The 20,942-nt window shown below is 44.7% G+C and carries 25 protein-coding genes; 11 read left to right on the top strand and 14 right to left on the bottom strand.

Annotated elements, in window-relative coordinates:
• Positions 1–118: 118 nt before the first annotated feature.
• From AC0KUT_RS02665 to AC0KUT_RS02645, 5 genes are all read right to left on the bottom strand, one after another.
• Positions 119–346, bottom strand: coding sequence for a major capsid protein (locus AC0KUT_RS02665; RefSeq protein WP_488833318.1), 228 nt, complete (start codon positions 344–346; stop codon positions 119–121).
• A gap of 2 nt (positions 347–348) precedes the next feature.
• Positions 349–585, bottom strand: coding sequence for a hypothetical protein (locus tag AC0KUT_RS02660; RefSeq protein WP_488833316.1), 237 nt, complete (start codon positions 583–585; stop codon positions 349–351).
• 12 nt (positions 586–597) lie between these two features.
• Positions 598–921: a hypothetical protein gene (locus tag AC0KUT_RS02655; RefSeq protein ID WP_488833315.1), complete on the bottom strand. Its 324-nt coding sequence runs from the start codon at positions 919–921 to the stop codon at positions 598–600.
• A gap of 267 nt (positions 922–1,188) precedes the next feature.
• On the bottom strand, positions 1,189–1,425 hold the full coding sequence (locus tag AC0KUT_RS02650; protein WP_488833313.1) for a MerR family transcriptional regulator: 237 nt from the start codon (positions 1,423–1,425) through the stop codon (positions 1,189–1,191).
• Complete coding sequence (locus tag AC0KUT_RS02645; RefSeq protein WP_488833311.1) at positions 1,425–1,697, bottom strand: hypothetical protein; 273 nt, start codon at positions 1,695–1,697, stop codon at positions 1,425–1,427. The genes AC0KUT_RS02650 and AC0KUT_RS02645 overlap by 1 nt, the downstream gene beginning before the upstream one ends.
• A gap of 144 nt (positions 1,698–1,841) precedes the next feature.
• Between AC0KUT_RS02645 and AC0KUT_RS02640 the strand changes: the two genes are divergently transcribed.
• The 6 genes from AC0KUT_RS02640 (at position 1,842) to tnpC (ending at position 5,580) form a co-directional block, all read left to right on the top strand.
• Positions 1,842–2,114, top strand: a complete 273-nt coding sequence (locus tag AC0KUT_RS02640) for a helix-turn-helix domain-containing protein (RefSeq protein WP_488833309.1) — start codon at positions 1,842–1,844, stop codon at positions 2,112–2,114.
• A 39-nt stretch (positions 2,115–2,153) separates the two neighbouring features.
• The gene (locus AC0KUT_RS02635; protein ID WP_488833307.1) at positions 2,154–2,744 is read left to right on the top strand and encodes a hypothetical protein; all 591 of its coding nucleotides are present in this window, start codon (positions 2,154–2,156) and stop codon (positions 2,742–2,744) included.
• 4 nt (positions 2,745–2,748) lie between these two features.
• Positions 2,749–3,048, top strand: a complete 300-nt coding sequence (locus AC0KUT_RS02630; protein WP_488833305.1) for a hypothetical protein — start codon at positions 2,749–2,751, stop codon at positions 3,046–3,048.
• 305 nt (positions 3,049–3,353) lie between these two features.
• Complete coding sequence (gene tnpA / locus AC0KUT_RS02625; RefSeq protein ID WP_488829881.1) at positions 3,354–3,644, top strand: IS66 family insertion sequence element accessory protein TnpA; 291 nt, start codon at positions 3,354–3,356, stop codon at positions 3,642–3,644.
• Complete coding sequence (gene tnpB, locus AC0KUT_RS02620) at positions 3,644–3,991, top strand: IS66 family insertion sequence element accessory protein TnpB (RefSeq protein WP_488829882.1); 348 nt, start codon at positions 3,644–3,646, stop codon at positions 3,989–3,991. Before tnpA ends, tnpB begins: the two co-directional genes overlap by 1 nt.
• 41 nt (positions 3,992–4,032) lie before the next feature.
• A complete protein-coding gene (tnpC, locus tag AC0KUT_RS02615) occupies positions 4,033–5,580 on the top strand; it encodes an IS66 family transposase (protein ID WP_488829883.1) in 1,548 nt (515 codons plus the stop codon).
• 356 nt (positions 5,581–5,936) lie between these two features.
• Here tnpC and AC0KUT_RS02610 read toward each other — a convergent pair whose 3' ends face one another.
• Together AC0KUT_RS02610 and AC0KUT_RS02605 are read right to left on the bottom strand one after the other, a co-directional pair.
• Positions 5,937–6,830 (bottom strand): hypothetical protein, encoded by an 894-nt coding sequence (locus AC0KUT_RS02610; RefSeq protein WP_488833304.1) that lies wholly within the window; start codon positions 6,828–6,830, stop codon positions 5,937–5,939.
• Positions 6,827–7,771 (bottom strand): DNA-methyltransferase, encoded by a 945-nt coding sequence (locus AC0KUT_RS02605; RefSeq protein WP_488833302.1) that lies wholly within the window; start codon positions 7,769–7,771, stop codon positions 6,827–6,829. Before AC0KUT_RS02605 ends, AC0KUT_RS02610 begins: the two co-directional genes overlap by 4 nt.
• A gap of 858 nt (positions 7,772–8,629) precedes the next feature.
• On the opposite strand from AC0KUT_RS02605, the gene AC0KUT_RS02600 reads away from it, so the two are divergent.
• Positions 8,630–9,610, top strand: coding sequence for a family 43 glycosylhydrolase (locus AC0KUT_RS02600; RefSeq protein ID WP_488833301.1), 981 nt, complete (start codon positions 8,630–8,632; stop codon positions 9,608–9,610).
• A gap of 68 nt (positions 9,611–9,678) precedes the next feature.
• Here AC0KUT_RS02600 and AC0KUT_RS02595 read toward each other — a convergent pair whose 3' ends face one another.
• The 7 genes from AC0KUT_RS02595 to ectA all read right to left on the bottom strand — a co-directional run bounded on the left by AC0KUT_RS02595 (position 9,679) and on the right by ectA (position 18,537).
• Positions 9,679–10,992: a PepSY-associated TM helix domain-containing protein gene (locus tag AC0KUT_RS02595; protein ID WP_488833299.1), complete on the bottom strand. Its 1,314-nt coding sequence runs from the start codon at positions 10,990–10,992 to the stop codon at positions 9,679–9,681.
• Between the two features lie 88 nt (positions 10,993–11,080).
• Positions 11,081–13,417 (bottom strand): TonB-dependent receptor, encoded by a 2,337-nt coding sequence (locus tag AC0KUT_RS02590; protein WP_488833297.1) that lies wholly within the window; start codon positions 13,415–13,417, stop codon positions 11,081–11,083.
• 141 nt (positions 13,418–13,558) lie between these two features.
• Positions 13,559–15,004, bottom strand: coding sequence for a sodium/proline symporter (locus AC0KUT_RS02585; RefSeq protein ID WP_488835823.1), 1,446 nt, complete (start codon positions 15,002–15,004; stop codon positions 13,559–13,561).
• Between the two features lie 68 nt (positions 15,005–15,072).
• The gene (locus AC0KUT_RS02580) at positions 15,073–16,038 is read right to left on the bottom strand and encodes a TPR end-of-group domain-containing protein (protein ID WP_488833296.1); all 966 of its coding nucleotides are present in this window, start codon (positions 16,036–16,038) and stop codon (positions 15,073–15,075) included.
• A 53-nt stretch (positions 16,039–16,091) separates the two neighbouring features.
• On the bottom strand, positions 16,092–16,484 hold the full coding sequence (locus tag AC0KUT_RS02575) for an ectoine synthase (RefSeq protein WP_488833294.1): 393 nt from the start codon (positions 16,482–16,484) through the stop codon (positions 16,092–16,094).
• Positions 16,485–16,570: 86 nt separating this feature from the next.
• Complete coding sequence (ectB, locus tag AC0KUT_RS02570; protein WP_488833293.1) at positions 16,571–17,845, bottom strand: diaminobutyrate--2-oxoglutarate transaminase; 1,275 nt, start codon at positions 17,843–17,845, stop codon at positions 16,571–16,573.
• A gap of 104 nt (positions 17,846–17,949) precedes the next feature.
• Complete coding sequence (gene ectA, locus AC0KUT_RS02565) at positions 17,950–18,537, bottom strand: diaminobutyrate acetyltransferase (protein ID WP_488833291.1); 588 nt, start codon at positions 18,535–18,537, stop codon at positions 17,950–17,952.
• 545 nt (positions 18,538–19,082) lie between these two features.
• On the opposite strand from ectA, the gene AC0KUT_RS02560 reads away from it, so the two are divergent.
• The 4 genes from AC0KUT_RS02560 to AC0KUT_RS02545 all read left to right on the top strand — a co-directional run bounded on the left by AC0KUT_RS02560 (position 19,083) and on the right by AC0KUT_RS02545 (position 20,901).
• Positions 19,083–19,340: a hypothetical protein gene (locus AC0KUT_RS02560; RefSeq protein ID WP_488833289.1), complete on the top strand. Its 258-nt coding sequence runs from the start codon at positions 19,083–19,085 to the stop codon at positions 19,338–19,340.
• Positions 19,341–19,395: 55 nt separating this feature from the next.
• The gene (locus AC0KUT_RS02555; RefSeq protein WP_488833287.1) at positions 19,396–19,731 is read left to right on the top strand and encodes a hypothetical protein; all 336 of its coding nucleotides are present in this window, start codon (positions 19,396–19,398) and stop codon (positions 19,729–19,731) included.
• A 68-nt stretch (positions 19,732–19,799) separates the two neighbouring features.
• The gene (locus AC0KUT_RS02550) at positions 19,800–20,246 is read left to right on the top strand and encodes a hypothetical protein (protein ID WP_488833285.1); all 447 of its coding nucleotides are present in this window, start codon (positions 19,800–19,802) and stop codon (positions 20,244–20,246) included.
• A 169-nt stretch (positions 20,247–20,415) separates the two neighbouring features.
• Positions 20,416–20,901: a MarR family winged helix-turn-helix transcriptional regulator gene (locus AC0KUT_RS02545; protein WP_488833284.1), complete on the top strand. Its 486-nt coding sequence runs from the start codon at positions 20,416–20,418 to the stop codon at positions 20,899–20,901.
• Positions 20,902–20,942: the final 41 nt, after the last annotated feature.

Genomic DNA, 20,942 nt, shown 5'->3' with positions numbered 1-20,942 from the left:
AAATAACGCGACCAAGTAAACCCAGAGTAGAAACGCGTAAGGATCAAAAAACATGTTCGAACCCTCTTAAAAAGAAAAGGGAGCCGAAGCTCCCAGCAGAACGAAGCCACAAGGGCTATTAACCGAAGAAAGTGGCCTTAACCCATTTAATGCCCACGGCCACAACGGCCAAGCCAATTAAGGCACCGCCAACGGTGGTGATATCACTGCTAACAGAATCCATATCCGCACCGAAAGTTGTAGGCAAAACACTGGCGGCATTGGCACTTGCAGTCAGTGTTAAAGCCGATACAGCAGCACCGAACTTGACACCTTTAGAACGAAGTAAAACAAACGCATTTTTCATGGCTATTCACCTTTAGTAATGGAAGAGTTAAACAACTTTAATAAAACACGAATACCGATCACGGTAATCATGATTGCCGTGACGCCGCCGCCCAGTGTCCAAAAATCCTCTTGGGTGAGGATGGAGGAACGAACAACAGCGCCAAGCAATTCATCCTCAGAAACGGTTTGCCATGCGGAGCAAGAAGGGGAACCGTCAACAATGACAATTCCCGTTTCGCACCTGAGATATTCAGCCACGACTAATCACCCTTAGCTTTTAGTCGGAGCTGATGAAGAAGAATCCGCGCGCATAGAGGCCATGCTGCGTGGTGTGATAGCAACGCAGTGTTGCCCCATACGACCGCCAGCCGCTTTTTTGAGTCGTACTTGAATATCAACAGAAGCGGGATATTTAGGAAGTCGCAGGCTTTCATATACAGAAGGGTCGCAAGGCAATTTCATAACAACGATACCCTTCGCACCCTCTTCATCTTCATCAAGCACTTGCTGGCCAACATAAAGAGAGGCGTATTTTTTACCGTCAACATCAGCGAGAGAGGCACCATAAAGTTCAACAGACATAGTTTGATTCATTGCATTCACCATTAAGTCAAAGAGCTGGCAGTTAAGTTAATCCCACGCCCCAGCTTGTCAGCGCAGAAATCGAGAATAAAAGGGGACACAAACCCACAGGCAGTCCGCATACCGCCGCTTACGTGGGTAGTGTCCAAGGGAGTAACGCCGAAGAGTCCGGCGGGAAGGAAAGCGACAGTGCAGGCATGAGTGTTTTGATACACGGACACACAAGCCATCAAGAACATGAAGACCAAAAACAAAATGAAAACAGTCAGGAGTTGTTTGCTAGTCATTGCTGTAATCCCCACGCGTAAAAACGGTTTTACCCGCTTGCAGGTCAGCAACAAACTTAATGACATTGATGAAACGTTGACGCCCAATTTTTACATGCGGTAAAGCGTCAGTTTCTACAAGGCCACGCACCGTATCTTTTGTAGTGCCCATGAAGGATGCAAATTGTGCTTGTGACGACACAGGCGGCAAAGCAGTTAGGGAAACAATGGTTTGATGATCCAGAGACATTAAGCGGCTTCCTTAGCAAGAGTGAAGGCATCGACTTCAACCAAAAATTGTTTGAATTTTGGGAGTTCAGCGATTGGAAAAATCAGAAAGGCATTAGCCAGAAACAAAGTGAAATCTTTTTCACCAAGATTGACCGCGTGAGTGCAACTAGACGACGACAGAAATACAGGAAGGAGGACTTCATAAGGGCGAGCAAGGAAAACACCGGAATTAAAGGTCAACAGGAAGGCAAACCCGCAACCAGTAGACAAAGAGACAGACGGAATAGACATAGCAAGCACCCTTTTGTGTTTAGGTTCAGGGCTTGGCTTTTAAACCACGGTGAGCCACAATGAACCACAAATCGCGAGAATCTATATTACTATGTAATAGTAGAATCTTAATATTACCATGTAAAATTGATGTTAGCTATTGCTATGGAAATAGAAGATAGAATTAAACTAATAATCGAAGGCGAGGGAATGACGCGCGAAAAGTTCGCCTTGAAGGTAGGGATCCCCTATACCCGCATCACAAACATTTTTTCCGGTAGAGCAAAAGTCAGACACGAAGAAATAGAGGCTATAGGAACCACATACCCAGAATTTATGGTGTGGCTTGCCTATGAAAAAGAAATAGCCGAAGCGGGCCAAATAAGCCCGATGACAAAGTCCGCCCTGAGTGAATTAAGAACACAAGGGAAGGCCTAATTATTGCGGCCAAGGTTGCCAGTAGATGGAGGAAGGGAAATGGGAGGGAAAATCACTCTTAAAATTAAGAAATTAAAAGAAATTAGTGGATATCGAAAGGGACACATCATAATTTCGATATTAACTATCACTTTAAGCGTCATATTTCACAATTACTTTTTGAATGAGCATTCCACAGCACTCGAAAAGCTGTCTTATTATGGAACAATAACAACTTTCATTGGCGTAGTAATCGCAGCACTAGAAATTTTTCATAGCGTTAGTATATCGACCAGTATTCGCGATGAATCGCAAAAGTTACTAAACAGGTATAAAGCTCTCAATAAAGCATCAACTTCTAGTGAATGCCTCTTAATTTTGGATGAAGCACATAGAGAGTACACAAAAGGAGACTATGAGACGGCCTTAAGATGCTTTCAATATTTTCGGAGGTTGTATTTAACAATCGGCTATGCAGAAATTGAACTAAAGAACGGAAACATACTAGACCACTGCGAGACGTTCCTACATCAAATTCAACACACAAATATCGATGCACCAATGTCCGAAACAAGAAAGAAGAAATTCCGGGATGCCATCTCAACACTAAAAGCCAGTACTGAAAAAATAAAACACTCAAAAGAGGAATAATTCTATGTGGCCAGAAAAAATTAAAAGTTTTGTTAAAGATATTATTGCAAAAACGGAAGGGGGAACATTTAGTTGGTTGTTTGATTACGCGAATGATTCCGTAACCCTAAAGGGACAAGACTTTCAAGTAGTATTGAAATACTCCTATGACTCAGAAACTTGCATAGGAGCATTTACTCTTTATTATAATGAAAAGAACGGGCAGAATTATCAATTTTATACCAATCAAGAATGGAACGATTACAACCTAGCTCAAAGACTATACGCCTCAGCCCAAGCATCTAATTTACAGCTGCCATTTTAACAAGAAAATAGAGGCAGCTTTAAAATGAAGTATCCATGATGGAATTAAGCTATTTAAAACACTGGAAGGCATCAGCTACGTAGAGCTATGCGAAAGGACAGGAATAGAAAAAAGCGGCTTGAAAACGTAATAAGCGAAAAAGCAAAAATCAGACATGAAGAAATCGAAGCCATTGGCAAAGCTTGGCCGGAATACAGGCTATGGTTTGCCTATGGGGATGAGATACCAGAAGCGTAAGCGTCCAATAAAGCACACATTCCCATTTTGGCCACCAATCATTAGCCTAATCCTTTTTCAACAGAGGAATGATGATGGCCAGATTAACACAAGAGCAATGGCGAGCACTGATTAAGGAGCAAGCCGCCTCAGGACAAACCGCGAAGGCATTTTGCGCAGAGCGCGAGATTGATAATAAATATTTCAGTACACGCAAAAAGCAATTGGCGACGCAACCCGCAGAAAATCGCTTTGTTGCGATAACGACAAAACCCCTCGAAAACCAAAGTATTCAGCTTCACATCGGTGCCACACAGCTGCGTATGCCCACGGGAGTATCGGCGCAATGGTTAGCGGACGTTATTAAGGCGCTTGCATAATGCGCTGCTTTGTTGATCCGCCTGCTATTTTTCTGTACAAGGATGCTATCGATTTTCGCAAATCCATCAATGGCCTCGTCGTAGTGATAGAGCAAGCGTTGGAGCGCTCGGCATTTGAGCCTGCGCTGTATGTATTTTGTAATCGCTCGCGCGATAAACTGAAAATTCTTTATTGGGATGCTACAGGCTTTGTACTCTGGTACAAACGTTTGGAAAAATCCCGCTTTAAGTGGCCAACACAAATTCAAACTGCAACACTTACCTTGAGTGAACAACAATTACAGTGGCTGCTAGGCGGTTATGATGTGATTGGGCATCAACCGGTATTTTTTCAGCAAGCCAGTTAATTATTTTGATGTAACCTCGGTGGTCGTAGTAAAATACGGCCATGCCAAACTCTCATAAATTACTTGTCGAAATTGATTCGCTTAAAGAGCGAAATAAAATATTGGAGCAAGAAATTCGTTTTCTGCGTGAGCAATTCAAGCTGGCGCAAAGCCGCCAATTTGGCACGTCTTCAGAAAAATCCCCAGATCAACTTGATTGGTTATTTAACGAAGCGGAAGTAATAGTAGACGAAATCCGTGCAGACAGTGACGCAGAGATAACAACAGACGCTACAGCGGCGGATATCACATCTGCCGCCACTTCAACTAAAAAGAAAACCGGCCGTAAACCATTGCCCGCCGATTTGCCGCGTGAAACACGCATAATTGATATCGCTGATACAGAAAAAATGTGCCCTTGCTGTAATGGCGACTTACACAAAATCGGCGAAGAAAAAAGTGAACAACTAGAATACATTCCCGCCAGTTTAAAAGTCATTGAAACCCTGCGCCTGAAATACGCCTGTCGTCAGTGCGAAAAGAACCATACGAATACGCCGATTGTGATCGCCCCTGTGCCAGCCAGCCCCATTCCCAAAAGTATGGCCACGCCCAGCTTGCTGGCACACATTATCGGCAATAAATACCAATTGGCACTGCCGCTGTATCGCCAGGAAATTATTTTTAAGCAACTGAATATCGACCTCAATCGCAACACCCTGTCCAACTGGATAATGCGTAGTGCGGATGTTCTTGAAAGGCTATTGCAGCGATTAACAATAACGCTGCTAACACAAACCGCCATCCATGCAGATGAAACGCCAGTGACAGTGCTTCAGGATGACAAAAAAAATTACATGTGGGTCTACTGTAGCGGCAGAGATTCTCCTGATCCGAACAGCTCCGCGAACAACATTGTGATTTACGACTATCAACCCAGTCGCGCAGCTGCTTGCCCGAAAGAATTTCTAAGCGGCTATAAAGGCTATTTACAGGTTGATGGTTATGCGGCTTACGAAAGCACTCAAGCAACACTGGCTGGTTGTATGGCTCATGCACGCCGGAAATTTACCGATGCGCAAAAAGTACAACCAAAGGGCAAAGTAGGCCGTGCTGATTGGGCAGTGGCGCACATTCAGAAACTCTACCGTGTGGAAGCGCTACTGAACGACAAAACACCGGAAGAAAAATATACCCTGCGGCAGTTGCATGCTGTACCGCTGCTCACTGAATTTAAAGCATGGCTCGATAAATCAGTGGAACAGACGCCCCCTAAATCCACATTAGGTCATGCGGTCGCATACACGCTGCGACAATGGAGAAAGCTCACTACCTACACACAACACGGACAACTGTGCATCGACAATAATCGCGCGGAGCGCGCCGTAAAACCCTTTGTGATCGGCCGCAAAAACTGGCTGTTTAGCAACACCGCCAGCGGTGCGAGAGCCAGCGCGATTTTATATTCGATTATCGAAACGGCTAAGGCAAATGGTCTGAATCCGGTAAAGTATGTTGAGCATTTGCTGACAGAAATCCCTAAGCGCAATACAGATGATGGACTTGAAGATTTGATGCCTTGGCAAGTAAATCTAGGTGTGGTTGGTTAGACGCTTACCCAGAAGCAGGGCAAATAAGCCCAATGACAAAGAAAACAATGAGTGAATTAAGAACTCAAGGGAAGGCCTAAAAATAGCGGCCAAGGTTGCCACTCGATGGAGGAAGGGAAGTTGGAAAAAATGATCAATAACAATACTTACAATAAAACAATGAAGCCATTGAAGAGCTGGCATGACCTACTTTTAAAAAAGTGAAAAATAAACGAATCAATTCAGAGAAATCGACATCAGGAAAACAGCGAAATAAAAAATTAACTAATGATGAATTATAAGTCAAAATTATCAGAAAGATAATAAAGCAAAGAAATTAAAACTCAACAAACACCACTAGTATAACTTTAAAAAATCTACTCAATAAAGCTCCACATGTCGGAAAATAGGAAATGATCAAAGGTCTTTATATGATCCCTTAAGATTGGCTCAGTAATCATATTTGGACGAATATCACAATAGTACACACCATCCAAAGGATTTAGTTTTACGGTATAACCTTTAAAATGCCCAGGTAGAAAAGTTGCACTAATTCCATACTTACCCTCCTGACCTTTTCTTTGAACATCATTCAAAAAAACTGCAAAATGAGGCGTAGCTTTTTCAGTAAGTCTGTTATATAAAAACTTATCAATGAAGACTTTATCTAAGCGATCCTTACTCGATGTTTTAACCGAACCAATGGCCATTACTTCCCCATCTTTGATTAAGTTAAGATCATGCTGATAATTCATCTTAAAAGCTTCTTGCCCATCGACTTCAACTGGAACACGAATAGTTCCTTCAGTTACCTCAAGGCCACATCGCTCAATAATTAAACGTATAAACCTTTCAAACAAATCACCATTTAGTTTACGAGCAGTATTTGACTGATTCGCAGGAAGAGCATCCAAACAAGCGCCAATAGATTGCTGGGATGAATAAACCAACCGATTTATCAACTCCCTATTTTCAGCCGTATCAAAGTCTTGCTCCCTTATATTTCCAATTAAATCCTTAAACTTAAGTGACTGAACTTCAAACTCCTCGAAGGAATAAAACAAATTTGAATTAATTGGCCTTGTTACATTATAAGTTCCATCACTTTTATACTGAAGAAAACGATAGTGATTTTCGTTTTTAGAGACAATTACAGCCTGTAAGTTTTCCTTTATAAACTCAAGATAGAACTTCGGAAAATCTAAAAAGTCCTCAATACTCAAAAAATTGTCTTTGTTAAGCGTATGTGAAACCAATTGCTTCAAATTCATCTAATTGAATTCCTTCTTTTGTCATTTAGTCGATCAAATTCGATCCACTGATCTTTGGTCCTATAAACAACTCTATCAAGCCTGTCCATAGCCCACTTATTATATTCAGGCTCAATATCACAAGCCGCCCAAGACCTTCCTAACTGTTCAGCAACAGCAGCCGTTGTGCCTGAACCTGAAAAGGGATCAATTACAAGATCCCCCTCATTAGAAGAAGCCAAAATAAATTTACGAACCAACTCTTCAGGTTTTTGAGTAGGATGTTCTGTTTTTTCTCCCATACCGTTACAAGTAGTTGGAACCTCAAGTACATCTCTAGGTTTAGCCCCTCTTGGATGAGGAGTCCAAACATCGACTCTCTTCCCTCCATTATTATACTGACTCGTTTCAGCTTGCGGATGTGAAGGATATTTCAGGGTATGCCCGCTATATGGAATTCTCACATCATCCACATTAAAAACTTGCTTTTTTGACTTACGCAAATGAAGAATACTTTCATGAGACCGCCCCCAGTCATTACCTAAATTCGCTTTATTTTTATAGTGCCAAATAAGCCAACGACAAGTTTTAAAATATTTCATCGACGGATGTTTAATATCAGCCAATATCTCTGAAAAGCCGCAAACATACAAAGTTCCTTCTTTTTTAAGCACTCTATAAGCTTCAGATATCCACTGCATGGACCATTCAATATACTTCTCTTGAGTTTCAAACTTATCCCAGTCAGCCTTATTAATATTATAAGGTGGATCCGCAAAAATAAGATCTACTGACTCCGTTTCAAGAGTTTTGAGCCATTCTATTGAGTCACCTTCGAATAAAGTTCCATTTTTACGCTCATAAACTGGAGAAAACAAACTACCTTTCTTTCTCTTTCGTCTTTTACCTTTAAGCTCCTTTTCAAAGAAATTATCTTGCTCGACTAATTGTCCGCTAGACACTATTGCTCTCCTGATTCCAGCTGCCGAGATAATTTATCTTCAGCCGCTTCTATTAACCAAGCAGAAAGAGACAACCCTGCAAATTTAGCAGCGTCTTTATATGTGTCTTTTTGCGATGGAGTTACACGAACAGGAGGTAGTACTTCGGAAGCACTATCTAGCTTTCGAGGCCTACCACGTTTCGATGGGGATGATTTAATCATGGGGCGCATTATTGTATATACATAATATATTATCAAGCTTGAGCTAAAAAATAGAATGCCTACCCAACTATCGAAAAGATTAACCACACTAATAGCTATAATTTGCTTATTTTTATGTTTTAGTAAGTTTTAGCATGGAATTAAGCCATTGATTTACAAGGAGTTGAGGTTGAGTGTGGGTAGGTTATCCGCTCTCATAATGCTGGGGTCGGCGGTTCAAGTCCGCCTCTAGCTACCATATTTAGAAAGGGTTTGCAGGTTAGCGCTTGCAAACCTTTTTTTATGGGTCACTATAAAAAATCCATAACCTCACAAAATCTATTCCCCCCAAATAAAAACACTTAGGTGCACACCTGCGATAGATGGCTGCCATCGAAAGCACATGAGCAACGCGCGCGCTCGCGCGATTAACCGGACACCCACCTCAGAGATAAGAATCAAACTGGGAAAGATCGCGAACCCTTGCCTGCGGCCATGAGGCAAAGCGAGCACCGCGCATGGCGACGCCCAGAGCAGAGTACCCCGACCTCCACCTTGCAAGCTTTGATTGCTAAAGCTTAGCGAACCATATTGAAGTGCCATGCTATATTCCCCATGTTCAATAGGGCCACACCAGATCACAACACCCAAAAAAATAATAAATAAGGTTTATACAATGAAGCAGCATTTCACCCAGATATTGTTCGCATATTTACTGGGCATATGTTCAGTGTGCAACGCACAAAATCCACTTAACCTTGGCAGCGATATATTAACTGCAGACCCATCAGCGCATGTGTGGAATGATGGAAAAGTGTATCTTTACACTTCACACGATGAAGAGTGCCAAGAAGATTTTCATATGAAAGATTGGCATACTTTTTCATCCGGCGATTTGGTGCACTGGACCGATCATGGACCAAGTATGTCGGTTGATGGCTTAAATTGGGCCGACAACTATGCATGGGCACCAGATGCCGCTTATAAAAACGGCAAGTACTATTTGATTATTCCTGTCGGTACGGGGATCAAAGATCGCGTCAACCCCGAGAAAAGCACCAAGTGGATGGGCATAGGTGTAGCTGAAAGCAATTCACCTACCGGCCCCTTTAAAGACATGATTGGTGGCCCCTTGTGGAAAGATGCCTACGCCAATGATCCGAGCCTTTTTATCGACGATGATGGCAAAGCCTACCTCTATGTTCACGGTGCAAATCTAGACTATACCGTGGTAGAAATGGCCGATGATATGCGCAGCATTAAAGGTGATTTTGTTAAAATGGATATGGGGGGCTATGAACCAAAAATGGAAGGCCCTTGGATTTTTAAACGCAATGGCATTTACTACTATTCCATGCCTGAAAATAATAGCTCGCTTGCTTACTTCACCAGCAAGTCCCCTAAAGGACCCTGGAAATATCAGGGTATATTTATGGATGAAGAGATTGGTAACAACCATCATTCAATTGTTGAATACAAAGGCCGATGGATTTTGTTTTATCACCGCTGGCTAAAAACGAAATCGGCGTGCGAGAAACCTCAACGCCATGTTGCGGCGGAATACATACATTTTAATGCCGATGGTACTATTAAAACGGTGAAGCGCACCCAAAAGGGTGTCAGTGATTTTCCAGGTAAAATAACTAAGCAAAAATAGTTTTCGCTAAAATAATATAACCGAAATAAGCTGCGCTCTTTCATAAAGGGCGCAGCTTATTTCTGCAATTAATTTGCACTCAATCCCAGCCAACTACGCAACACTGAAATTCGTCGCAGCACTGTAAATTCCAACAATAATAAAGCAAGAATAGAAAATGCCAACACAGGCAAGAAGACCGCAAGCAGCAGCGTAATTGCCAACACGCCAGCACCTAATGTTGTCGATTGCGCAGGGGGTGCACCCAAGCAGGCTGCAGGTTTACGCTTTCGCCATAAAATGAAGCCGCTTACACTCATCAGTATTAAACCTGCACAGGTTAGTACCCCTAGCATCAGATTAAACCAACCGAATAGCGCACCTTCGTGAGCCGCTATACCGAAGCCTATAGCGCGGTCCAACAACAATTTTTGCGCAAAATCGCTGCGTTTTTGCAACGAACCATCGCTATTAACCCACGCATCGACGCGCGCTGGGCGATTTTGTGTTTGCGATGAGACCTTCCAAATACCTTGCTGCGCATCAGCCACACTCAACTCTACTGGCGCAGCTAATTTTAATTGCTGTGTAGCCGCGACTATTGCTGGCGTGAGATTAACATAATCGCTAGCTTGAGCGCGCCAAGCTTGATGCTCTTGATGACTGCTTTGCGTCCAATCCTGCTGCACAGACGCTACATTAATCGCACGCACCTCTTTTAAAGCAGCACCCCATACTAACGCCCAAGGCAAACCGGTAATCAATAAAAAGAGCGCGAAGCTTGAAAGCCAAATGCCCGTAACTGCATGAAGATCGCGCCAAAAAATACGGCTGCCCTGCTGCAGGCGCGGGTAGACTACACCAGCAAGCCCGCTCGCATTACGCGGCCACCAGAGGTAGAGCCCCGTAACAATTAATACTATGGCCCAACAAGCCGCTAGCTCAACGAGAATAGAACCTAGGTTGCCTAGCAATAACTCTCCGTGAATTGTTTTAACCGCATTCATCAGCTGACGATCTTTTCGTTGCTTACTCAAGAGTGCGCCAGTATAGGGATTGATATACACCATCCACACCTCTGCCGCCTGCACACTTATTAGTATCGCCTCATCCGCTGCTTGTGGCAGGCGATAACTTAATAACTTGCCACCTTCCACACTGGCAAGTGCCACGGATATTTGCTCATTGGGAGAGAGCGCCGCTCCAGTAATTTGCAAGCCACGGTAATCGCGCTCCTGCCAGTGTTCATAACAGGGTTTGAATAGATAAATAGCGCCGGTGAGTGCGAGCAATATCACAAAGGGAATACAAAATATTCCCGCGTAAAAATGCCAGCGCCAAAGAGTACGGTAAAGTACTTTAGTGTAATTATTCGTCTGATTGGTTTCATTTTTTTCGTTCATTGTAACTACAACCCTATCCACATCATTTTATTGCAGCTGAGTGCGCCTTCCGAAAAATATAACCACAAAAATAGTGCCTGAACACAACTTAAAGATCGTAGGCAAGATTCAAGTAAAGCGTCCTACCCGGCCAAGGATGCGCCACGTAGCTAATTTCATTTGTCAGGTTGTCTAGGCCCATGCCTAGCTTAAATTGGTCATTCAATTGATAGGTGGTTTTAACGCCTAAACGGGTGTAGCCGTCTTGCGCGCCCATCACCTGCTCGGCAGTGTCTTTGTTATCTAAGCGACCAAAACTTTTATCGGCGTATTGCAGATTGCCGCTAATATCCCACGCATCGTTCATATGGTACGTCAGCATAATATTGCTGCGCCAACGTGGCATGCGCGGGAAATCATTGCCCTCAAAACTGCTAGCGGGATTAGCACCTTCCGCACTGCTATTATCGACAATCTTCGACTTGGTGTAAGCGAGATTAAAACGTAAATCTAACTGCGGCACTAATATTCCGTAGCGATTTAGCACCAACTCCACACCTTGCGTTTCCACTTCATCAATCGCAGAAAATGTGGTGAGCGAACTACCGCCTGGTAAAATCGTAGACTGAGACTCGATCGCATCCTGAATTGTTTCTGCAAATACATTGATACGCGCATAGCCGCCATCCAACTGCTTTTCTAACATCACATTGTGATGCAAACCATTTTCAGGTTTTAAATCAGGCGTCGCAATGCTGGTACTGTTGTAGGCAGAGCTTTGCATAAATAGCTCCTCCACAATGGGAAAACGATAGGCGCGCGCAAGTGAGTAGCGCACCAGCCAAGATACTTGTGGCACAAACCCAAGGGAAAATTTCGGAGAGAATTGGCTGCGCTGCGCATCGGGAACCTTGATTAAATCAAACTCAGGCGTTGCTGTTTTATCGGCACTAAAATAACCACTGTGACTCTCCCATTGTTCGTAGCGCCCACCGAGTGCAAGATTCCAACGGGTATTAATATCCCAATTAAATTGCGCAAAAGCGGCACTGATATGGGTGTCGCCACCGCTGCGGCTGCTATAACCCGCATTGTCAGCTGCGCGCCAGTTGGTCGCATTAAACACGTCTACATTTAATTGATAGGCTTCATAGCGCGCCCCCGCTATCAACTCTGCGCCAGCAAGTGCTAGATTGCTAAAAATAAACTTGCCTTCTACAGTTTGCCAACCGGTATCACCATAATCTGTCACCTGCCCTGCATTTTTAAATGCAGGGTCAGCAAGATTATGACTGGAGGTTAGCGTAGTGTCTTTCAGTATGCGGAAGTCGCTGAGGTTCGCTTCAAAGCGCGCGCTTGCATTTAAGTCACCTTTTAAACGAAAGCCCGATGAGAGACTTTTACGCGTTAGCTCGCTCGCATTTAAACGGCTAGGCGCAACATTAATACCCTCACTATTTTGCACGGCATCGCCCGACCACAGCGACTCGCCATTGACTGTGCGCAAATAGCTGTTTGCAGTCAGCCGCTCGGTTGTACGATCTTCATAGGCGATATTGATTAAACTCGTCCAATCACCAAAATCGTAACCTACTTTTATTTTGAAATTGTCCGTTACGGCTTGCTCTATACCGGTATCGCCAAAGTAATTGACATTATTACCGTAAATATCAGCATCCTTAAGCGCTCCCGTTACCGCAACTGCATTAGCTGCAGGCGTACGTTTATCGTAGTAATAGGACTGTGGCTGGCTATCGTTGGTTAAGTGGTTGAAAGAAACATAAAGACTTACATCGCCAATTTTATCCCCATAGGAAATAAATGTTTTAAAGCCGCTGAGCTGATCGTTAAAACCATAAGCGGAAAAATCCTGCGCAAAATAATCCAGGTCCAGGTGTACTTGGCGCTCTTGAGGAATTGCCGTTTCAATTAATACCACTCCGCCCATGGCATTGCCGCTGTATTCAGCCGAGAAAGGCCCATAGAGAATTTCCACCTGCGCAATTTCGCTGGCACTCACCATAGTCCAGCGCGGCGCACCGCTCCAGCGCGACTGCAAAAAATAATGCAGTGGCACTCCATCAGCAAATACCATAGAGCGCGAGGTGGCAAACATATTGGAACCGCGCAAACCGAGAGTGCCATTGGAATCTCCAATATAGCGGCGGCGAATTACAATACTCGGCTCGTATTTCACAAGGTCTTCGGTGGTGGCCACATTGATACTGACCATATCTTCTTGTGTCAGCAAACTGGTGGGATTGGTATAACTAGCGGCAGCACTGGTGCGTACTTCGCCCCAGACTTTAACTTCTTCAGCTTTTACGGGCGTTTTTTTACCAGAGTTGCGGTCCGCTGTTTTCGCCGCCTCATGGGCTGAGGCGCCGCTAGCGAGGCATTGCAGTATGACAATGATAATAGTGTGCGTTAGGAGAGTTTTATACACGGACAAGGCTCGACTTCTATATTACAAAGCTGAGCAGCATAGATATTTTAGCAGCGCGCGAACAGTGACAAATTGTCGCAGGGGGAAGAGCCAGCGCCAAGAATAATGCTCCTTGGGGCTGGCGTTAACAAACTAATTGAATCAGATTTTTTTGCTCTCTATGGCAAAGCCCTTATGCCCCGCAAACCCGAACAGGCGCGCCAATACATAAATAATAACGCTGACACCTAGTGCAGGCACGCCGACATAGATGGCACCACTCATACCCCAGAGATGCAAACACAACACTGTCGCGCAGCCGCCGAGCATAAATGCCAAGGCTAAACCTTGCGACAATGGCTGGCGCAACACCAACACCAAAATCAAGGGCACAAAGCAGGCCCCTAACATCGACCACGAGAATATCACCAGCGCAAATACGCTTTCGCGATTAAGTAACGCCCAAGCCAAAGCCGCCAAGGTAACCGCAATGGTCGCGAGCTTATTGCGCAAGTTGTTGTGAAAGAATTCAGGGACTAAGTCTTGAGTAATAAATGCAGAGCAACTTAATAACAGTGAATCCGCCGTAGACATGGTAGCGGCGAAAATACCGGCAAGCACCAAGCCCACCAAAAAGCTAGGCAGGAGCTGCACCGCCATGGTCGGCAAGGCCAACTCGGCATCAAAGCCTGCATTGCCGAAGAGTAAACTTTCGGGCAAATAAATTCGCGCCAGTAAACCAACACCGGTTGCCATAAGATAAAAAATAATAAACCACAAATAATACCAAGCACGGGTTTGCAGCATACCTTTGGTAGAGTTTAAGGTCATAAAGCGCACCATAATATGCGGCTGTGCTATGACAGAAAAACCTGCGACCAACCAACCCACGATAAATACCAGCAATCCACCGACTCCCGGCAACCATAGATCACTGCCGATGGGATCTAAAAAGCCATCCACTGCTGACATTTTATCGATCACCATAGTCACGCCGCCAAGGGCATCTACTGCCACAAAGAGCATCATGCCCATCGCTAAGATCATCACCAGCGATTGCGCCGCATCAGTCCAAATAGAGGCGCGAATACCACCCGCAAAACAATATAGCATCACCAATACTGCACCTAAGATTGCGCCCCACCACTGCGGCCATTGGAGCAGTACCTGCAGCGCTTTACCGCCCGCCACCAACTGCGCACCGGCATAGGCCAGTAGAAATATCAGCGATAATAATGCGGCAACACGCTGAAAGGTTTTCCCACCAAAGCCCGCCCACGCATTTAAGGCGCCAATGTAACTCGATTGGTTTTTTGCCAGCGCAACACTGCGCAAGCGCGCGTGCACAAAAAGTGAGGCGAGAAAGTCACCCAGAATCCATCCCAGCATCAACCAAGCAGCAGACATACCGGCGGTGTAGGTATAACCGATTACCCCGATAAACATGTAGCCACTATTATTTGTCGCTACCGCCGAGAGCCCCACCAACCAAGGTGGCACACTGCGGCTGGCAAGATAGTAATCGCTGGTGGTGTTTTTACGCTGCCATGCTGACGCGAGACCAACCATCAAGAAGAGACTAAGACAGAGAATAAAACTTAACGTCATCATTATTTTTTTAAATACAATCCAACATGGCAAAAAAAACTCCCGCCGCAGCGAGAGTTAATTTAGGTTTAAACAGATACTGCATTCACATCTAACAGGGCCTGAAAGCCAGGTAGGTGGTGCAACGGTTTGAGGGCGGGATCTTGCTCAAAATCCGTCAGTCGCGCATCACCGTGCTCTAAAGCTTTGGTGAGAAAACTAAGCGCCTCATCAACATGGTTGAGTGCGGAGTGAGCACAGGCCAATTGGTAAAAGGCATGTGCATTGACAGGATCTAAATCCAACGCCCGCTGGCAGAGGTTAATTGCCCACTGCGGCTCATTAGATTCAAGTACAGCATCCGCTTTATAAGTCAGCGCTTCGCTATCGAGCGGATTTAATTTCAGTATTTGGTCATAAATACTGATTTTATTGGCTGACGAATTTTCTTGGCCTGCGCGCAGCCAGAGCGCATGAATATCTTTAGTGCGCTCAATCGCGTCGCGGTTCTCATCAATAAATGCGGATTTTTCGCGCAACTGCTGCTCAATTTCGCGCAGGCGATCCTCATAGGCACCAATAAGTTTGCGCAACTCTTTATCCGCAAGATTACCCATTTTGTCTTTCATTTCACGAATGGACGTCCAGCCGATAATCACCAACACCGAACTGACTGCAGCAATAATGTAGAAAAAATTGGATACCGTGCTCGTGGCATAGCTTACTGTTTTATCCACCGCGTCGATTTGACGGTCAGTAATTTGCTGAATAAATTCCACGCGCTGCGCCGCAATTTCGGTACGCAGTGCTTTTAATTCATCCAGCACATAGCGCTCAGTAAAAGCGCTATAGAGTGGTTTATCGAGCTGCTCGACAGTGACTGCCGCTTTTTCGGCGGCGCTAAGCGCAGGTTTTTCCACCGCAGCAATCTCACTCTGCTGAGCACTGCCGGCGTCTTGCGCCAGTAGATTGCCACTGAAACTCAGCGCGATCATCAGACAAACGAGAAGTGATAAGGGAAAGTAAATTTTCCGCAAGCTTTGTTCAAAGTGCATTAACTATCCTCTTAACAGTTTAAAGGCTGAAGTAATACAGAAAAATATCTGTATTAAATGGCTTCAGCTTCTAGCTCATAGGCGCCTTCGGCGTTATGAACTTCTTTGCCATGCAAAGGAGGATTGAAAACACAGGCCATTTTCATTTCTTCGCTAGCGCGCAGTATGTGCTTATCGTTTTTATCTAAGATATAGATAGTGCCCGGCGCTATAGGGTGTAGCTCGCCCGTGGCAATATCTTTGATATCGCCTTTACCGCTAATGCAGTACACAGATTCGATATGATTTTGATAGTGCAAATGAAGCTCTGCATCTTTATAGATAGTGGTAATGTGAAACGAAAACCCTGCGCCATCATCTTTGAGCAGCAGACGAGTACTATCCCACCCCTCAGATTTTATGACTCGGCCTTGCTGCTCTGCATCTGCTAATTTTCTTACAATCATTCATATACCCTTGCAATTTATGAATAGGTTTTTCAAACCGCGTTAAGGTGTAGCGCTAAACAGCCACACCCATTCATTTAGCTCAATTAGGCGCTTTTTAATTCTGCATATTCTTTTGCAACGTAGGCAAAGCTCGCCTCCAATGTCTGCAGACCTTCATACAAGTCCTGCTCGGATATCGTCAGTGGGCAAAATACCTTAACAACTTGACCGCGATTACCTGCGGTCTCAATAATCAAGCCACGCGTGAATGCTTGACGGCAAATTGCCTCGGCGATTTCACCATCCACACACTCTATACCCTGCATTAAGCCACGACCTTTTACGCGCACCGCAGGCGGGCCGTAGCTAGTCAGCATAGATTTAAGCGAGCGTGTAACCAGCTCCGCTTTGCGACCAATTTCCTGCTCAAACTTCTCATTAGACCAGTAGTATTCAATTGCGGCAGCTGCCGTTACAAAAGCATGATTGTTGCCGCGAAAGGTGCCATTGTGCTCGCCAGGTAACCACTGATCCAAGGCAGGGTTAAGCAACACAATTGAGAAAGGCAAGCCAAAACCGCTGAGGGATTTAGATAGGGTGATGATATCTGGCTTGATGCCACTCGATTCAAAACTAAAGAACGAACCGGTGCGACCACAACCAGCCTGAATATCATCAACAATAAGCAGCATGTCATGCTTACGACACAGTTTTTGCAACGCTTTCAGCCACGTATCCGTAGCAACATTTAAACCGCCCTCGCCTTGTACTACTTCAACAATCACTGCCGCGGGCTTATCAACACCACTTGAAGGATCGGTGAGCAATTTATCCATCATTTTAATACTGTCGGTATCACGACCGTGATAACCGCAGTAAGGCATGCGCTCTATATCATTTAAGCTAACACCCGCACCACCGCGGTGATGCTGGTTGCCAGTGGCAGCTACCGAGCCAAGCGACACCCCATGAAAGCCATTAGTGAAGGCAATAATATTGGTGCGACCTTTAATTTTACGCGCAAGCTTAAGCGCAGCCTCTACCGCATTGGTTCCTGTAGGGCCAGTAAACTGCACGCGATAATCCAGATCGCGCGGCACCAAAATATTGTCACGCAATACTTGCAAGAAGTGCGACTTTGCTTTGGTGTGCATATCCAAACCATGAGCTATACCATCGCTATCGATATAGTCCATGAGTGCTTTTTTCAGCAGCGGATTATTATGGCCATAGTTAAGCGAGCCTGCGCCGGCTAAAAAGTCTATGTAACCCTTATCGTTTTCATCAAATAAGTGGCTGCCGCGTGCGCGGTCAAAAACCACGGGGAACGAGCGCGAATAAGAGCGAACCTCAGATTCCATTTCATTAAAAATTTGCATACTGTTTTCCTCAAAAAATTAAACAAAAAGCGAATCAAAGTATAAAAATACCGAGCCGATCATCTACATCGACACCAAAACGGATTCACCACAAGATATTGGAGTTAATCTATCCAGCGCTTACTACTGGGGGTACGCATACCGCTACGCGACTCATCGATATTAAAGTGCGTAGGTTTATACTCGCGCTGGGGCAAGGGCGCTATGCGCAACAGATATTCGTCATCGTGCTGGCCAGCGAAGTGTTGATCGCGCTTAAATAAGACTGCATCACTCGGCGCAACGCCAAATTCACGTGCGAGACCATTAAACAGTGCCCATGACGCCTTGTTATCGCGTGTGATTGTCGTAGTCATGGCGGTTAATTCGGTACAGGCAGGCAAATCGACCAAGTAGCGCAACATGCGCTTGGCCAACCCCATACCGCGCGCCTTTTCTGCGACAACAACTTGCCACACAAAAAGAGTATCTGGTTGCGAAGGGGGGATATAAGCCGAAACATGCCCCACCAACTCGCCGTCTAGGCAAGCCGCCACTGAGGTTTCAGCAAAATGCGTCGCCTGCAACAAATTGCAGTAGACAGAATTGGTGTCCAGCGGCGGGCTCGCTGCCACCAACTGGTTTAGAGGATGTCCATCGGCGGTCACGGGGGGCCGCAGCTCTAGGTGTACAAGATCGTTTCTGGTGTTCACTAAACCTCCATAGCGCGTCTTCATATCGCCTAGCACTACAAATACAACTTACAGTACTAACTAATAATTCATCACGAAAACTAAAAATAACGAAAAAATATTACCTTTTAATGACTTAATGTGCGAAAAAAGGTAAAAAATGCTAAATCCTTGGGCAAACTAAATACTTAGTGCACTAAGCAAGTGCGACACCATACAGGAATAGGCTTTTAATATCCAGCCGATAACGGGTAAAAAAGTAACACTCGCTCACAAATCAACCAAAAAAAACATCGCCTGTAACCATTTAACCGCCACGAATAATATTTTTAACGCTCTACGGGCTTTTAACTGATTGCTACGCGCGCATTGCGATGAGAGAGACCGACGCCCGAATAAATATTGTTTTTATTATGATTTTTGCGCCACCTTATGTAGACTTGTCGTTAATTAGTTGCGATCTAAGATTATTAATTCATAAAAAAACTAAAAAAATAATATTTACCTACTTCCCATTTTTTATTGCTTACTTAAGGTGGCGATACAAAAACACATAAGGAAATAAAATGCTGGATTTTGCTGCAAGCCCCAAACTACTACTTGCATTGGCAATCGCAAACCTGCCGCTTTATTACTTTATTGGTAAAAGTTTTTACAATACCTGGGCCGACTTTACCGATGCGCTTAGGTACTTCTTTCAGCCCGGCTGGCTCTCTGCCGTGCGCGGTGAATTTACTGAAGACTTCTGGGAAACCTTAAAACTCTATCTCTATGTGGCCACCTGTGCCGCCTTTGTGATTATTCAATATAAAATATTTTCATAAGACTCAAACACATAAAACGTGTGCCTTTTAATTCATATATTCACAAGGAACCCACATGGGTATTGTAATCGCAGGGCTTTTCGTCGTTATTTTTTGTATCTACCCCGTTATGTTTGCCGCAAAAAAACTCGGCGCAGAAAAACACGATCTTGTAGATTGCTTAGTCGCCATCATAGTTGCCTCTCTTGCGGTTAGCCTCTTAGCAACATCACTGCCTGGCGCGAGCACCAGCGCAGCCTTGAGCTATTTCTACAGTTTCTTTATTACTGGCTTGGTTTTTAAATTTATGTTGAAAGCTGATTATATTAGTAGCGTGCTTATTGCACTGCTATCCACCCTTATTCGCTATATTGCTTTAGCCATAGTGGCTGCCATTTTGCCCAACACCTAACTGTTCACACCCACACCCAAGGCATAAACAATTGTCAGAAATTTTTTACATAGAAAAGGATAAAAATAATGAGTAAGTATTTAATTATAATTGCCGTCGTCATTGCGGGTTATTTCTTTTTGAAAGACCCAGCTCCCAGTCAGGTTTACATCAATGGCCAAGAATATGGGCCCAAGCTATTAGACAAAACCAATGACAGCCTAAGCAAAATTTTTAACTACCGAAACAAAGCCGCCAACAGCGAAGACTATGTGGCCATTCTATACCGCGACAGTGGCACAAGTGATTTACTGAGTTGGTCAGAAACATTTTCAAACTATTTCACCCAGCAAGGTTTTGTTTTTGAAAACTCGGGCGCAAATAAAAAAGGCATTAAAGGCAGTACGGCTATTTTTATTGTGCCGCACTACGAACAAGATGTATTACTTATGTATATTTCGCCCGACATAAGCAAAATAAGCATCCCCACAGACTCAAGCGCCTTTGATATCATCAGCAAGATCAGCATGAAATAATGACAAACCAGTAACCGTTAAGTCACTCACTCAGCGCTTACCACTGGCAACAAAAAAATAGACCCCGAGCCACGAAAGAATCTGTCGGTACTTAGCGCATTCGGGTAAAGTCCACTGACGCCCATCCATTTAATGCGACCGACTTACACTGCGCAGCCTCAGAGGCCACATGAACTCTATCGAACAGGTTTTAACCTCCCTGCGCCGCGTTATTCGCGCCATTGAACTCCACTCCCAACAGCTGGTTAAAACCTTGAGCGTTACCGGCCCGCAGCTGCGCCTGTTGCAGCTGATTAAAAGCCAACCCAATACCAGCCTGCGTGAGCTGGCCAATGCTATGAGCCTGAGCCAAGCAACAGTGACCAGCATTATGGATCGCCTGGAAAAGCGTGAACTTATCGCGCGCATACGCTCGGAGCTCGATAAACGTAAAATTCACCCGCAACTAACCCTTGCGGGCAAAACCATAGTTGAAAAAGCACCTGCCCCGCTGCAGGATAGTTTTGTACGCAAATTTGAGCAGCTGCAGGATTGGGAACAGCACATGATTATTGCATCGCTGCAACGCGTAGCCGAAATGATGGATGCCAGCGAAATAGACGCGGCACCATTTCTAGATGTGGGTATGCTGGATAAGGGCGCAGATGAATACTGAGCCGCCGCATACGAGACATTAATTTTATTGCCGTCCTGTTT

This window comes from Cellvibrio sp. 25HG11W-0 (assembly GCF_057815475.1).
The sequence above is the reverse complement of the archived record's forward strand: the minus strand, read 5'-3'. Positions and strand labels throughout refer to the sequence as shown.